12 protein-coding genes are annotated in these 14,054 nt (G+C 66.1%); 10 read left to right on the top strand and 2 right to left on the bottom strand.

From position 1 onward, the window contains the following. Positions 1-75: 75 nt before the first annotated feature. A complete protein-coding gene (locus KT882_RS04800) occupies positions 76-888 on the bottom strand; it encodes a PhaM family polyhydroxyalkanoate granule multifunctional regulatory protein (RefSeq protein ID WP_161075340.1) in 813 nt (270 codons plus the stop codon). Positions 889-978: 90 nt separating this feature from the next. Between KT882_RS04800 and KT882_RS04805 the strand changes: the two genes are divergently transcribed. From KT882_RS04805 to KT882_RS04840, 8 genes are all read left to right on the top strand, one after another. After that, the gene (locus tag KT882_RS04805; protein WP_228894659.1) at positions 979-2,160 is read left to right on the top strand and encodes a DUF3108 domain-containing protein; all 1,182 of its coding nucleotides are present in this window, start codon (positions 979-981) and stop codon (positions 2,158-2,160) included. Positions 2,161-2,162: 2 nt separating this feature from the next. Beyond that, a complete protein-coding gene (locus KT882_RS04810; protein ID WP_161074537.1) occupies positions 2,163-2,927 on the top strand; it encodes a DUF3108 domain-containing protein in 765 nt (254 codons plus the stop codon). A gap of 98 nt (positions 2,928-3,025) precedes the next feature. Then, positions 3,026-4,405: a hypothetical protein gene (locus tag KT882_RS04815; protein WP_161074536.1), complete on the top strand. Its 1,380-nt coding sequence runs from the start codon at positions 3,026-3,028 to the stop codon at positions 4,403-4,405. Beyond that, positions 4,398-5,162 (top strand): hypothetical protein, encoded by a 765-nt coding sequence (locus KT882_RS04820; RefSeq protein ID WP_161074535.1) that lies wholly within the window; start codon positions 4,398-4,400, stop codon positions 5,160-5,162. The genes KT882_RS04815 and KT882_RS04820 overlap by 8 nt, the downstream gene beginning before the upstream one ends. A 3-nt stretch (positions 5,163-5,165) precedes the next feature. Beyond that, a complete protein-coding gene (locus tag KT882_RS04825) occupies positions 5,166-7,991 on the top strand; it encodes an ATP-binding protein (RefSeq protein WP_161074534.1) in 2,826 nt (941 codons plus the stop codon). 48 nt (positions 7,992-8,039) lie between these two features. Further along, positions 8,040-9,122 carry an acyltransferase family protein gene (locus tag KT882_RS04830; protein ID WP_260048887.1) on the top strand — a complete coding sequence of 361 codons (1,083 nt, stop codon included), beginning with the start codon at positions 8,040-8,042 and terminating at the stop codon, positions 9,120-9,122. Between the two features lie 78 nt (positions 9,123-9,200). Continuing rightward, on the top strand, positions 9,201-9,740 hold the full coding sequence (locus KT882_RS04835; protein ID WP_161074532.1) for a GbsR/MarR family transcriptional regulator: 540 nt from the start codon (positions 9,201-9,203) through the stop codon (positions 9,738-9,740). Between the two features lie 2 nt (positions 9,741-9,742). Next, the gene (locus KT882_RS04840; RefSeq protein ID WP_228894662.1) at positions 9,743-10,705 is read left to right on the top strand and encodes a TIGR01777 family oxidoreductase; all 963 of its coding nucleotides are present in this window, start codon (positions 9,743-9,745) and stop codon (positions 10,703-10,705) included. 7 nt (positions 10,706-10,712) lie between these two features. On the opposite strand, the gene KT882_RS04845 is transcribed toward KT882_RS04840, so the two are convergent. Then, positions 10,713-11,246 (bottom strand): hypothetical protein, encoded by a 534-nt coding sequence (locus KT882_RS04845; protein WP_161074530.1) that lies wholly within the window; start codon positions 11,244-11,246, stop codon positions 10,713-10,715. Between the two features lie 137 nt (positions 11,247-11,383). Here KT882_RS04845 and KT882_RS04850 point away from each other — a divergent pair, with 137 nt between their 5' ends. Both KT882_RS04850 and KT882_RS04855 read left to right on the top strand, forming a co-directional pair. Continuing rightward, positions 11,384-13,843, top strand: coding sequence for an alpha/beta hydrolase family protein (locus KT882_RS04850; protein ID WP_228894663.1), 2,460 nt, complete (start codon positions 11,384-11,386; stop codon positions 13,841-13,843). Between the two features lie 62 nt (positions 13,844-13,905). Continuing rightward, positions 13,906-14,052: a hypothetical protein gene (locus KT882_RS04855; RefSeq protein ID WP_187358816.1), complete on the top strand. Its 147-nt coding sequence runs from the start codon at positions 13,906-13,908 to the stop codon at positions 14,050-14,052. Positions 14,053-14,054: the final 2 nt, after the last annotated feature.

The following is a 14,054-nucleotide window of genomic DNA, read 5'->3' on the forward strand; positions in this document are numbered from 1 at the left end:
GCGTACCGCGTGCCGCGTAGGGCGGGTTAGGTCAAGGCAAAGCCTTGACCTAACCCGCCGTGCTCCGCCAGCGGCTTATTCCTTGCCCGCCTTCACGCCGGCTTTCCTGGCTGGCGCCTTGCGCGCGGTGGCTGGCGCGGCGCCGCTCTTGCCGCCAGCCTTCTTCGTCTCCGGCTTGCCCTGTTCCTCCGGCAGATTTCCCTTGTCCGCCTTGGCCACCGGCTTGCCTGCCGCCGCCGTGAACTTGCTGGCCGCTTCCGTTGCGCGCGCCGCCGCGCCGCTCACCACGTCGGTGGTCATGGCGGTGGTGACTGCCTGCTTGAACTGCTCCTGCAGCAAATTCCACCACGCCGCCGCGTTCACCATGGGCGCCGCTGCGGCCGCAGCCGCTTCCGCGTCCGACACGGGCGGCGCAGCAGCCGGCTCCGCCTTGGCCGCAGGCGCTTGCGTCGGAGCCTCCGTGGCGGGCGCCTTGGCTTCAGCGGCCGGCGCTGGTCCCGGCGCGCCCGGCGCCAGCGCGTCCGCCGCATGCTGGAAGAAGGCCGACGCATACGGTATCGACTCGAACAGCGACTTCTCCTTGCCAGGGGCAGGCTGTTGCTGCTGCACCGCGTCCGCCAGGGTCTTGCCCATGGACTTGAGCGTGGCGATGGTGTTGCGCTGCACTTCCAGCGCCTGGATACTGCCGCGCACCATGCTCGAATTGAGATTCAGCCACGCTTCCACCGCGCGCAAGTCGTTGATTTTTTTGTCCAGCTCATCCACCGACAGCGTGGGCGCGGCAATGCCCGGCACCACGCCCATGCTGCCCCACAGGTTCTTCACGAAATCGAGCGTGTCCGTCATTACACCGGCGCCCGGAATGTTGGGCATTTGAGGCATGGGCATAGCAGGTCTCCTATAGGAATGGTCATTCAGCGTAGCAGATTTGCCAAGGCCTGTCAGCGGAGCAGGCTTGACAAGCGTTAAACTACCGCCATGACGATAGTTTCCTTTCTTTCCCGGCGCCGCCGCGTACTCGCCTTGTGCGCAGCCACCGCTGTCCTGCACTTTGTGACGATAGACTGGCTGGGTGCGCGCCTCGGCCCGCAGCAGAGCACCGCCGTCCGGCCCGCGCCGTCCGTCATGCAGGCGCAGCTGCGCCTGGCGCTGCCCAAGCGCAGCGCGTCCAGCGAGCCGCCGCCGGAAGTCAAACAGCTGGACCCGGCCGCGCCCAAGCCGGCGCCCAAGGCGCCGCAGGCCAGGCCCGCGCCGCGCCCTGCGCCCATGCCGCAGCCGTCGGCGGTGGCCGAGCCTGTGCCCGCGTCGGGCGCGCTGTCCGATCCGCTGGCCGGACTGGAAACGCTGGCCGCGCCGCCCGAGCCCGTGCAGCCGGGCGCCGCCGCCGCGCAGGCTGCCGTACAATCGCCGCCGGACGCCGCGCCGGGCAGCACCGACAAGCAGGCCGCCGAACCGCCGCCCGCGCCGCTGTCCACCCGCCGCTACAAGGTGGACCTGCCGCCGTCGGCCGAATTCGAAATGGAACTCAAGCGCACCGACGCCAACGGCACCAGGTGGAGCGGCGTGGCCCATATGTCCTGGCAGACCGACGGCAGCAAGTACAAGGTGGGCATGGAGGCGGGCATCAGCATGCTGGTGGCGCGCGTGAACCTGCTGGTGCTGGGCAGCGAAGGCGAGATCGACGACGCCGGCATTGCGCCGCTCAGGTTCACCGAGAAGCGGCGCGGCCGCGCGCAGACCGCCACGCATTTCGCGCGCGGCGACGGCCGCATCACCTTTTCGGTGAACGAGCGCAGCTACCCGCTGCTGGCCGGCGCGCAGGACAAGGCCACGGTGCCCTTCCAGCTGGGCGCCATCGGCCGGGCCGACGTGAACCAGTTCAGCGGCGACATCGACATCCTGGTGGGCGACGAGAAGGACGCCAGCATCTACCGCTTCCTGCTGGTGGGGGAGGAGGAGCTGGACACGCAGCTGGGCCGCATCGTCACCTGGCATTTGGCGCGCCCGCCCAAGCCGGGTTTCTATTCGGCTCGGCTGGACGTGTGGCTGGCGCCGGGGATGAACTGGTTCCCGGTGCAGATACGGAATACCGAAGCGAATGGCGCGCTGACCACGCAGACCATTACCAAGATCACCCTGAGCGGCAACGCCGGAAAGTAAATATGCGCAATACCGCACTGAATTTCACCCTTGCCGCCATCGTGGCCACGGCCGCTTCCGCAGCGGCCCCGCTGGCCGCCGCGGAGACGGCGGCCGAGCATCCCAGCGTCAAGCGGGCCTTCAGCCTGCCGCCGCCGGCGGACCTGGTCTACACCATCAAGGCGCGCCAGAAAGGCCTGTCCATCAATGGCGACGCCACCGTGCAGTGGCGCCAGGCGGACGGCAAGTACAGCATCGCCACCGAAAGCCACGCTGGCATTTTCGGCAAGATCCTGGACAGCCGCAGCGAAGGCGCGGTGGACGGCTACGGCCTGGCGCCGTCCAGCTTCAATGAAAAGCGCTTCCGCAAGGAGCCCACGACGGCCACCTTCAAGCGCGACGCCAAGACCATCACCTTCAGCAAGGGCGACGAAAGCTACCCCATCAAGGGCGGCGAGCAGGACCGCACCAGCGCGCCCTGGCAGCTGGCCGCCATCGCGCGCAGCGCGCCGGACAAGTTCACGCCCGGTTCCGAGTGGGCCTTCTTCGTGGCCGGCCGGCGCGACGCCGAGCCCTGGGTGTTCAAAGTGGTGCGCCACGAGCCGGTGCAGACCGGCATGGGCGAAGTGGAGGCGGTGCATTTCACCAAGTCCCCGCCCAAGAGCGACCAGGGCCAGCAGGTGGACCTGTGGCTGGCGCCCTCGCTCGACTGGTATCCGGTGCGCATCCGCTTCGACGATGATGGCGACACCGTGGACCAGCTGCTCGACAAGGTGATCCGCAAGTAGCTTGGACGGGTCCGGCGAACTGCTATACTGACGCCCCCCGCGAGCATTGCCTGCGCGGCGTGTACAAAATGGCAACTCGGAGCAGAATGATAGACATAATGGCAAATGCGGCCCTGGCCGCAGACGCGAACCCCATCGAACAGCAGACGCAAGCGACGCAGGACGCCCTGCAGGCGCACTTCCAGCCGCACATCGCGGTGGACGAGATCGAGCAGGTCTACCACCTGAAGCGCGCCCAGCCCCTGCTGCAAGTCTTCACGGCCCTGTTCCACGGCGGCTTTGAGGGCGTGGCCGTGCGCCTGCTGGTATTGCGCGAACTGGCCTCGGACACCGCTTCATCGACCTTCTCGCGGGCCGACATCAACACGCGCCTGGCCTATCTGCTGCCGGAAAGCCTGGAAACGGTGCTGATGCGCTTGCGCACCAACCAGCTGCTGGCCTGGGACGCGCAGAACGCGGTCTACCGCGTCACGCCCATGGCGCGCAATGTGCTGTCGGCCATCGACAGCCTGCTGAACCTGAACCAGAACGAAGACGAAGCCGAAATGGGCTTCCTGCTGTCCCAGGTGGCCGGCGCCCAGGCCGTGGGCGGCGTCACCGTGGAGCAGCTGCAGCACCTGCTGGGCCGCCTGGTGGACCTGACCGAGGAGTTCCGCGACGCCATCGCCTCCGGTTCCGAGTTCCGCCTGCGCGCCTCGCAGGACAAATGGCATATGGCTTGCGACTGGGTGGAGAAGGGCTCCGAGATCCTGCGCGCCATCACCTCCGACGAGCGGGCCGACGCGGCCACGCACCGCGCGGCGCAGGCCATCGGCCGCGCCCAGAGCGCGCTGCTGAACATGCAGGGCATGTTCTCGCGCGCGCTGAACCAGATAGAACGGCAGCGGGTGCACCTGGGCCAGTCCGGCCTGTCCACCACCGACATCAAGCGCTGGCTGCTGGCGCACGAAGACCTGGCACAGCTGGCCGAGGATGCGATCGACCAGCCCGTGGTGCCGCTGTTCATTACCCCTGCAGAAATGATAGACGTGGCTGAAACTGAATTGCTGACCGACCGCGCGCAAGCCGCGCCCGGCGGCCTGCCGAGCGGGCAGGACGCGCCGACCACCGTCAACGACGGTCCCCCCATGCAGAAGGAGCTGGACGACTGGCTGGAGCGCCTGTCGGACTTCGCCGCCATCACCAAGCAGGCCGCGCCGGGCGAGGCGCCCAAGGCCGTGCCGGTGCACGAATCGCTGCTGCCGGCCAGCTTCGCCGTGGCGTCCTACCGCGCCTCCATGCTGCCGCTGCTGGGCGACCCGTCCGAGGCCAGCCTGCAAGGCGCCACCGGCGACCTGGCGCGCCTGCCTATCTCTTTCAACCCCACCGACGACATGGTGCAGCTGGCGGACCAGGAAGTGGCCGCCATGAGTATCGCCTCGCTGGCGCTGAACCTTGATTTGAACCTGGAACCAAATACGGGAACCCAAGATGAATGACGATTCCCAGATCCTGATCGCGCGCCTGCTGACGCACCAGACGCTGCGCCGCGACGACCGCCTGGTCAAGCGCGTGCTGTCGGACGAACTGTTCCGCGCCGAAGTGGACCTGCGCCTGGCCAACTGCGGCATGAAGCTGCTCGACAACGTGTATGCCGACCATGTGACGCTGGCCCTGTCGCGCACCATCGAGCCGAAGATTTTCGGCGCGCGCGACGTATGGCAGAACAATAACTTCGGCCTGGCGCGCGACGGCGTGGCTTTGCTGGTGGTGCTGTGGGCGCAGATCATCCTGCCCAAGCGCGAGCGCCAGGAAACCCACACCCACGCGGAGGACGACCAGAACGACATGTTCGGCATCGACAAGCCGCTGCCGCGCGCCGAGGACACCTCCATCGGCATCCCGTACAAGGCCCTGCTGGCCGACTTCGGCGACAAGCTGGGCAAGAAAACCCGCATGGACATGAACCTGGGCATCCTGGGCAAGCTGGGCTTCATCGAGCGCCGCGGCGACATCATCGTCGAAGGCCCGCTGCTGGACCTGCTGATGGACACCGACCTGCTGAAAGAGCGCATCATCAACGGCGCACTGGCCGAGGTGTTCAAGCGCGCCCCGGCGCAAGTGGTGCACATTCCGCGCGCCGCGCTGGCCGAAGCCGCCGCCTCCGCCGCCGCTGAAAACGCCGCCATCGCCGCCGAAGCCGCGGCCGAAGCCGCAGGCGACTCCGACTCCCTAGCCACCCCGAACCGAGACTAAGCCATGTTTCATATCAAATCGCTAGAACTGGTCCACTGGGATTACTGGCAGCGCATCAAGAACATTCCGCTCGACGCCAAGATCATCACCATCGCCGGCCAGAACGGCTCCGGCAAGACCACCTTGCTCGACGCGCTGCGCACCCTGTTCGGCCTCGATTGCTCGATGGGCCGCACCTACAAGCACTACGCGCGCCACGCCGGCCAGCAGACCTCCTGGCTGCGCGCCGTGGTGGACAACAAGGCCATGGGCAAGCAGCTGTCCAACCGTCCTTTCCGCAGCTCCGGCTTCTTCTCCGAAGACGAAGTCACGCTGTTCTGCCAGATCCAGAAGAACGGCGGCGACTGGAAGCGCCAGTACCTCATGCGTCCGGGGAATGTGCAGATCGAGGAAGTGACCGAGGCGAACGACTTCCTCGGCGTGGAAAACTATCGCAAACGCCTGGCCAACGCCGGCCTGTCGCCGGCCATGGCGAAAGTGCTGGCGCTCGAGCAGGGCGAAACCGACAAGCTGTGCGAATACGCGCCGCGCCAGCTGTTGGACCTGGTGTTCCAGGTGTTCGGCGACAAGGAAGTGCTGGACGCCTACGACGAAGCCAAGCGCCACCAGCGCGACACGGAAATCGAGCTGAAACGCTTCGAGGCCGAACTGGAAGGCTCCAAGACCAACCTGGAGGGCCTGCGCCTGCGCGTGGCCAATTACCACCAGTGGGAAGGGCTGACCAAGGAACGCCGCGAGCTGCAGGAAGAAGTGCTGCCGACGCTGGAATACCACGAGGCGCGTGAGAAGCAGGCCAGCATCACGCGCCAGCTGCGCGAAGCGCGCAAGCCGCTGATGCTGGCGGACCAGCAGCTGTCCGACAAGCGCGCCCACGTGGCCGCGCAGGCGCAGGCTTACACCGAAGCGCAGCAGCATGAGACCGTGCTGGAGCAGGAATCGACCGCGCTGCAAAGCCGCCTGAGCTCCATCAACGCCAAGCTCAAGCCGCTGGACAGCCTGCTGGAACAGAAGGCCCGCTTGCAGAAGCTGGCCGCCGACTCGGGCGCCGACATTGCCGCCGTGAGCGAACAGCTGGAACAGAAGGAAGCCGAGCTGGCGCGCCAGAAGCAGGGCCGCGACGCGGTCATGTCGCGCATAGCACAAGATAAAGCCACGGTCTCCGCGCTGCAGGGCAAGACCGCCATGCCGGAGCCGGACAACGTGCGCGCCATGCGCCGCGCGCTGAACGACGCCAAGATCGGCCACGCCATGCTGTCGGACATCGTCGAAGTGACGGACCCGAAATGGCAGGGCGCGGTCGAGGGCGTGCTGGGCGGCTACGCCTCCGTGGTGCTGCTGGATAAGTCCAGCGACGCCGCTGCCGCCTACCGCCTGGCGGAGAAGGAACGCTACCGCCACTTCATCGTGCCGGACCTGATCACCGCGCCGAGCACCAAGGGCGACAGCCTGATGTCGGTGGTGAAGTTCTCCGACAAGGCGCCGGGCTGGCTGATCGAACAGCTGATGCGCATCACCCGCGTGGACTCGGTGGAAGAGGGCGCGCGCCAGAGCCATATCGAAGAATGGATCACGCCCGAGGCTTATCATAAAGAGCGCCGCGGCGGCCGCTCGCTGTTCGTGGAAGCCTCGCGCTACCGCTTCGGCGCAGCCGGCAAGTCGCAGCGCATGGAAGCGATCCTGAAGAACCTGCCGTCGCTGGAAGCGCAGGAAGACACCTTCACGCTCGCCATCAGCAAGCTGGCCTCCGAAGTGAGCGCGCTGAAAGCCCGCCTGGCCGGCGTGGACGCGGCCAAGGAACTGAGCGCGCGCCAGGAAGAGTTCGACGAAGCAGCGCGCGCCGCTGTGCCGCTGAAGGCCGAGCGCAACGAAGTGGGTTCGCGCCTGGGCGAGCTGCAAGGCCTGATCAAGAACGCCACCATCGCGCGCACCCGCGCCGACACCACCTGGCAGAACGCGCGCTTCAACCTGTCCGAGTCCGAGGCAGGCCTGCGCCTGAACCACAAGCGCGTGATCGAACAGCGCAGCGAGCACGCCAAGGCGCTGCTGGCGCTGCGCCGCCAGTGGCGCCACATGCCGTACAACTGGCGCCGTCCGGCGCGCCGCCAGCGCCTGGTGGCCGAGTACGTGAACGCGCACCAGACCATTTTGCGCATCCACAGCCTGGAAGCTAGCCTGTCGCGCAGCGACTGGGAACTGGACGCGACGGTGATCGACCAGTACGCGCGCCTGAACGAGCAGCTGAAGAACCGCGCAAGCGAGACGGAAGAGCGCCGCTACCAGAACAACCGCGCCATCGAAGCGACCACCAACGCGCGCGGCGCGTACATGGACCGTCTGCGCTATACCATCAAAACGTATAGCAAGAACATCAAGGAGCTGGGCGAACTGGCCGGCATCGAGGTGCATTCGGACCCGGTCAAGCTGGAGAACGACGATTTGCAACTGTCTCAGGCTGGCCTGCACGTGCGCTTCAAGTTCGACGGCAAGGGCATTATCGGCATGAACGACGGCGAAGCGTCCGGCGGCCAGCAGGTGATGAAATCGCTGGTGCTGCTGATTGGCCTGCTGAAGTCCGAAGACGGCTCCGGCGGCTTTGTGTTCATCGACGAACCGTTCGCCCACCTGGATATCCGCAACATCCAGCTGGTTGGCGAGTTCCTGAAGAACACCGAAGCCCAGTACCTGATGACGACGCCGCTGACGCACAACACCGACGTCTACGACCCATCCGAGCTGACGCTGATCACCAGCAAAAAGAAAAAGGACACGCAGTGGGCGCAGCCCATCTTCGTGCTCCAGCGCCGAACGCCGGATAAAGCCGCAGCCTAAACACGAAACCCCGCCGACACGCGGGGTTTTTTTCGCACACGACCGCCGATGAAATCATCCGCCCTGTACTTCCCCACGCTAGACGGACTGCGCTTCTTTGCGTTTTTCCTGGTGCTGGTTCACCATTTGCCGGCTTCGGACAACGCACTGCTGCATGCGTTCCAGTTGCAGGGCTGGGTCGGCGTGCACATCTTCCTTTTCCTCAGCGCCTATCTGCTGACCGCCATCCTGCGCGCCGAACTGCAGGTCAGCGGCAGGATCTCGATCAAGCATTTCTATATCCGGCGTGCGCTGCGCATCTGGCCTTTGTATTTCGTCTTCTGCATAGGCCTGTTCGCGCTGACCTTTATCCCGCGCCCGTTTCCGCATGAAACCGGAGACTGGTTCCGCCTGGGCGGGCAGTTGCTCTTCGTCGACAACATCATCACCGGACTGCAGGGTTTTGGCACCATCCCCTTCACCTTCCATTTATGGACCATTTCCCTGGAAGAGCAGTTTTATCTGTTCTTGCCCTTGATGCTGGCCGGCTTCCTGGCGGATTCGAAGCGGCTGTTGTACGGCTTGCTGGCGATCTGGCTGCTGTTCCTCGCAGCGCGCACGGGGATGGTGCTGAATCAGGCGCAGCATCCGATGATCGCGACTTCCCTGTTCAGTGCGGACTCGCTGCTGTTGGGAACTTTGCTTGGCGCGCTGCGCCCGGTGCCGCCCGCTTCCCTCGTGGTGCGGTTTGGGCTGGCGGCAGGCGGGCTGGCGGCGCTGTTCAGCGGCCTGCTGCTGCCGTTGCCGCTGGCTTGGGTGCTTGGCATGCATCAGGTATACATCTACACCATAGTCGCCTGCGGCGCGGCCGCGCTGACCATCGCTGCTCTGCACGAACCCTTGCTTGGTTTCCTGGCCAGCCGCCCGTTGCGTTACCTGGGGAAGATTTCCTACGGCCTGTATGTCTATCACTTCATCGGTATTGAAATCGGCCGGCGCGTGGCGCTGAAAATGGGCGGCGGCTGGTGGATCCAGGCTGCTGCCGCGCTGCTGGCCAGCATCTTGTTGTCGGCCTTGTCGTATGCGCTGTTCGAGCGCCATTTCCTGAAGCTGAAACGCAAATTCGAAACCGTCCATTCGCGGCCGGTTTAAGACGCCAGCGCGAATTAGGTTGACTTCCGTGTCTGCATGGTCTTTAATTTCTGTAATAACAGAATTAAAGGAAAATCCATGCAGCTCAGCCCGACCATGCAGAAGTACATCCTCCACTGGGGCGAGATGGGGACGCGCTGGGGCGTGAACCGCACGGTGGCGCAGATCCACGCGCTGCTGTTCCTGGTGAATACGCCGCAGACCGCCGAGGACATTGCCGAAACGCTGAACGTGGCGCGCTCCAACGTGAGCAACAGCCTGAAGGAGCTGCAAAGCTGGGGCCTGATACGCGTGAGCCACGTGATGGGCGACCGGCGCGACCATTTCCTGGCGCTGCAGGACGTGTGGGAAATCTTCCGCGTCATCATCGAGGAGCGCAAGCGGCGCGAGATCGATCCCACCCTGACCGTGCTGCGCGAATGCGCCATCGAGGCGGAGCAGGACGCGCAGCTGGAAGACGCCACCCGCGACCGCATGAACAACGTGCTGGAGTTCATGGAAATGCTGGGCACGACCTACAACGACTACAAGAACCTGCCGCCCGCCACCATGCTGCGCTTCCTGAAAATGGGCGGCACCATGGCGCGCTTCCTCGGCTCGGACGACAAGGAAAAATAGCCATGGCCCTCGATCAATCCGCCGATAGTCCGATCGCGTTCGGCGCGCGCAAGGAGAGCGTGCTGCTGACAGGCGCCACCGGCTTTATCGGCCAGCGGCTGGTGGCGGCGCTGCTGAAGGACGGGCAGCGCGTGACGGTGCTCACGCGCTCGCCGGCGCAGGCGGAGACGCTGTTCAAGGGCGCGGTGCGCTGCGTGGAGAGCATGGAGGCGCTGGCGCCGTCGGAACGGATCGACGTGGTCATCAACCTGGCCGGCGCGCGCATCCTCGGCTGGCGCTGGACGGCGGCGCGCAGGGCGGTGCTGCGGCGCAGCCGGGTGGCGCTGACGGAGCGCGTGGTGGCGTGGATAGCGAGGGCGGAGCACAAGCCGCGCCTGATGCTGTCGGCGTCCGCCATCGGCTACTACGGCGTGCAGGCCATGGGCGACGAGACGCCGCTGACGGAGAACGCGCCGCCGCAGCCGGTGTTCATGTCGCAGCTGTGCCAGGAGTGGGAGGCTGCGGCGCGCAAGGCGCAGGCGCACGGCGTGCAGGTGGCGTGCATGCGCTTTGGACTGGTGCTGGGCGAGCAGGGCGCGCTGCCGCCCATGCTGCTGCCTATCAAGCTGGGCATGGGCGGGCCGATGGGCGGCGGCAGGCAGCGCATGTCGTGGATACACGTGGACGATTTGCTGCAAGGGATGGCGCACCTGTGGCGCGCCGCAGCCGACGGCGGCGGCGTGCGGTCCGCGTACAACTTCACGGCGCCGGAGCAGGTGTCGCAACGGGAGTTCAGCCGCGCGGCGGCTGCGCTGCTGGGCAGGCCGTGCTTTATGCCGACGCCGGGTTGGCCGGTTCGGCTGCTGCTGGGGGAGCAGGCGGATCTGCTGCTGGAAGGGCAGACGGTTGCGCCTGAGCGCTTGCTGGAGGAGGGATTCCGGTTCCGCTATCCCTCGCTGCGCGGCGCGCTGGCCGCGCTGCTGTAAGGCCGTATCAGGCCAGGTCTTCCGGCTCGGGCAGCGGCTTCTGGGTGCGGCGCCAGCGTATCATGCCCACCGAGAAGGCGGCGCAGTAGCCTGCCACCATGCCCAGCACCGCAGCGGTGGCCGGGCTTTGCACGAATTCGGTTTGCGACATCAGGTTGGGCGTTTCCACGCGGCTGATCATGTACAGCTCCAGGCCACGGTACAGCATGCGCGCGGCGAACAGCATGAACACCGTGACGCCGATGCGCAGATTGGGCGTGAAGAAATGGCGCTTGCCTATGGTCTCGAAGCGCGTGCCTTTCAGCCCGAACACGCCCAGCCAGCCGCCCGCCAGCGCGCCCGCCGCCAGACAGGACAGGCCCAGCAAGTTGTCCAGCATGGAGAGCGCCAGCCACGCCAGCAGCACCGGAAAAGCGACAGCCGACAGCCAGTGCCGCCATACCAGCGATTCCTGCCGCTTGAGCATGCTCTTGATGCGCGAGTACAGTCGCCACACCAGCAGCGGTATCAGGACGAGCAGGGCTATCGTGGTCATTTCCATATCGGTTCTTCTCGGCGCGCAAAAACCACGATTGTAAAGCAAGGCCCGGGTGCGACATATTGATACATGCTGTTGATTGACTTTCAAGTTATCAGTAAGCAATATGATCAGTCCTCTGATTTGTCCACGAGATAATAATGACTGTACGGAACTCCCTGCTGCCGCTGGCCCTCGGCCTGATGGCGGCCTCGCCGTTTGCCGGCGCCCAGAACGGCGGCTATCAGCTGCCGCCCGCGCCGCTGCAAGCCATTGTTGACGCGCCGCGCGCGCCGCTGCTGAACCTGAGCCCGAAACGCAACCTGGCCGTGATGGTGGCGCAGCCTGCGCTGCCAGGCATCGCCGAAGTGGCGCAGCCGGAACTGAAGCTGGCCGGCCTGCGCATCAACCCGCGCACCTATGCCGCCAGCCGCTTCTCCTTCGGCACCGACCTGACCCTGCTGGATATCGAGACCCAGAAGGAAGCGAAAATCACCGGCCTGCCCAAGGGCGTGCGCGTAACGGAACTGGCGTGGTCGCCGGACCAGCGCTTCCTGGCCTTCACCCACACCAGCTACGGTGATGCCGCAGGCAAGGGCGCCGGCGTGGAACTGTGGCTGGTGGACGTGGCCGCGCGCAGCGCGAAGAAGCTGACCTCGCAGCCGCTGTCGGCCGTGTTCAGCCGTGGCTTCCAGTGGCAGCCGGACGGCAAGGGCCTGCTGGTGCAGCTGCGTCCCGCAGGCCTGGGCGCCGCGCCGGCGCTGACCGGCATTCCGTCCGGTCCCGCCGCGCAGGACAGCCAGCCGGGCGCAGGCACGCGCCTGATCCGCACCTATCCGGACCTGCTGAAGAACGAAGAAGACGCCAAGCTCTTCGAGCACTACATCACCTCCCAGCTGGCGCTGGTGGACCTGTCGGGCAAGACGCGCCTGATCGGCAAGCCGGGCCAGTACTCGCGCGCCTCGCTGGCGCCGGGCGGCAAATACCTGCTGTCGGCCAGCGTTTCGCGTCCGTATTCTTACATCGTGCCGGTGTCGAGCTTCGGCGAGCATATCGAAGTGCGTGAACTGGACGGCAAGCTGCAGCACACCGTGGCGAAGCAGCCGCTGCGCGAAGGCCTGCCGCCGGGGAACGACGCCGTGCCTCCAGGCCAGCGCAATATCAGCTGGCGCGTGGATGCGCCGGCAACGCTGGTCTGGGCCGAAGCGCAGGACGGCGGCGACCCGTCCAAGACCGCCGAGATCCGCGACATCGTCTACACCCAGGCCGCGCCGTTCACGGCCCAGCCTTCCGTGCTGGCCAAGCTGGGTTCGCGCTACGCTGGCATCGCCTGGGGCCGTGGCGACGTGGCCCTGCTCAACGAGCGCTGGTCCAAGACGCGCGCCGTGAAGCAGTGGAAGATCGCACCGGACCAGCCGGGCGCCGCGCCCGAGCTGATCTACCAGGGTTCCGCCGAAGACCGCTACAACGCGCCCGGCTCGCCGGTGATGCGCGCCGACGCGGCCGGCCTGCCGCGCCTGCTCATCAGCGCGGACAACTCCATCCTGCTGGACGGCCCCGGCGCCACGCCGGAAGGCGACCGCCCCTTCATCGACCGTCTGAACCTGACCACCAAGAAGAAGGAGCGCCTGTTCCAGAGCGCCGCGCCGTACTACGAGAACGTGGTGGCTGTGCTGAGCGAAGACGGCAGCAAGCTGCTGTCCACGCGCGAATCGCCGACCGAACGCCCGAACTACTACGTGCGCAACCTGGCGCAGCAGGGCGACGCCCAGCTGACCGCGCTGACGCATTTCCCGCATCCGCTGCCGCAGCTGAAGGACGTGCAGAAAGAGCAGATCCGCTACAAGCGCAAGGACGGTGTGGACCTGACGGCCACGCTGCTGCTGCCGCCGAAGTATGACGCCGAGCGCGACGGCCCGCTGCCCATGCTGATGTGGGCTTACCCTGCCGAGTTCAAGTCGGCCGAGGCGGCCAGCCAGACCACCGGTTCGCCGTACAAGTTCAACTCGGTCAGCTACTGGGGACCGGGCGCCTTCGTGGCGATGGGCTACGCGGTGCTGGACAATCCGTCCTTCCCTATCGTGGGCCAGGGCGAGCAGGAGCCGAACGACACCTATCTGCCGCAGCTGGTGGCGGACGCGGAAGCGGCGGTGGACGAGGTGGTGCGGCGCGGCGTGGCCGAACGCCACCGCATCGCCATCGGCGGCCATTCCTACGGCGCCTTCATGACAGGCAACCTGCTGGCGCACACGCGTTTGTTCAAGGCCGGCATCGCGCGCAGCGGCGCCTACAACCGCACGCTGACGCCGTTCGGCTTCCAGTCCGAAGACCGTCCGTTCTGGAAGGCGCAGGATGTGTACCAGACCATGTCGCCGTTCAATAACGCCGACAAGATCAAGGACGCGCTGCTGATGATACACGGCGCCGAGGACAACAACCCCGGCACCTTCCCGATCCAGAGCGAGCGCATGTTCCAGGCCGTGAAAGGCCTTGGCGGCACGGCGCGCCTGGTGATGCTGCCGAACGAGTCGCACGCCTACCGCGCACGCGAGTCCATCATGCAGATGCTGTATGAGACCAACAACTGGCTGGACAAGTATGTGAAAGCGGCGAAGCCGTAAAGTACGAAGCGCCTCCGCCAGGGGGCGTAGAATGGGGCCATTGTTTACCTTCGGAGTGAACCATGGCCCCAGATTTCATCCAAGCCCACCGCGCGCCCGATCCGGCGCCGGTGGACGATCCCATGCCGGAACCGGCGCCATCCCATCCCCACCATCCGAATCCCCCCGTGCCGCAGGACGATCCGGTGCCTGACCACAATCCCAGCTAAGC

The organism is Pseudoduganella aquatica, from assembly GCF_020865585.1.
In the GTDB taxonomy this organism is placed as follows: domain Bacteria; phylum Pseudomonadota; class Gammaproteobacteria; order Burkholderiales; family Burkholderiaceae_D; genus Rugamonas; species Rugamonas aquatica_A.

Coding starts and splice junctions, on each gene's coding strand:
- KT882_RS04800 (WP_161075340.1), bottom strand. CDS start 888: ATGCCCATGCCTCAAATGCCCAACATTCCGGGCGCCGGTGTAATGACG.
- KT882_RS04805 (WP_228894659.1), top strand. CDS start 979: ATGACGATAGTTTCCTTTCTTTCCCGGCGCCGCCGCGTACTCGCCTTG.
- KT882_RS04810 (WP_161074537.1), top strand. CDS start 2,163: ATGCGCAATACCGCACTGAATTTCACCCTTGCCGCCATCGTGGCCACG.
- KT882_RS04815 (WP_161074536.1), top strand. CDS start 3,026: ATGGCAAATGCGGCCCTGGCCGCAGACGCGAACCCCATCGAACAGCAG.
- KT882_RS04820 (WP_161074535.1), top strand. CDS start 4,398: ATGAATGACGATTCCCAGATCCTGATCGCGCGCCTGCTGACGCACCAG.
- KT882_RS04825 (WP_161074534.1), top strand. CDS start 5,166: ATGTTTCATATCAAATCGCTAGAACTGGTCCACTGGGATTACTGGCAG.
- KT882_RS04830 (WP_260048887.1), top strand. CDS start 8,040: ATGAAATCATCCGCCCTGTACTTCCCCACGCTAGACGGACTGCGCTTC.
- KT882_RS04835 (WP_161074532.1), top strand. CDS start 9,201: ATGCAGCTCAGCCCGACCATGCAGAAGTACATCCTCCACTGGGGCGAG.
- KT882_RS04840 (WP_228894662.1), top strand. CDS start 9,743: ATGGCCCTCGATCAATCCGCCGATAGTCCGATCGCGTTCGGCGCGCGC.
- KT882_RS04845 (WP_161074530.1), bottom strand. CDS start 11,246: ATGGAAATGACCACGATAGCCCTGCTCGTCCTGATACCGCTGCTGGTG.
- KT882_RS04850 (WP_228894663.1), top strand. CDS start 11,384: ATGACTGTACGGAACTCCCTGCTGCCGCTGGCCCTCGGCCTGATGGCG.
- KT882_RS04855 (WP_187358816.1), top strand. CDS start 13,906: ATGGCCCCAGATTTCATCCAAGCCCACCGCGCGCCCGATCCGGCGCCG.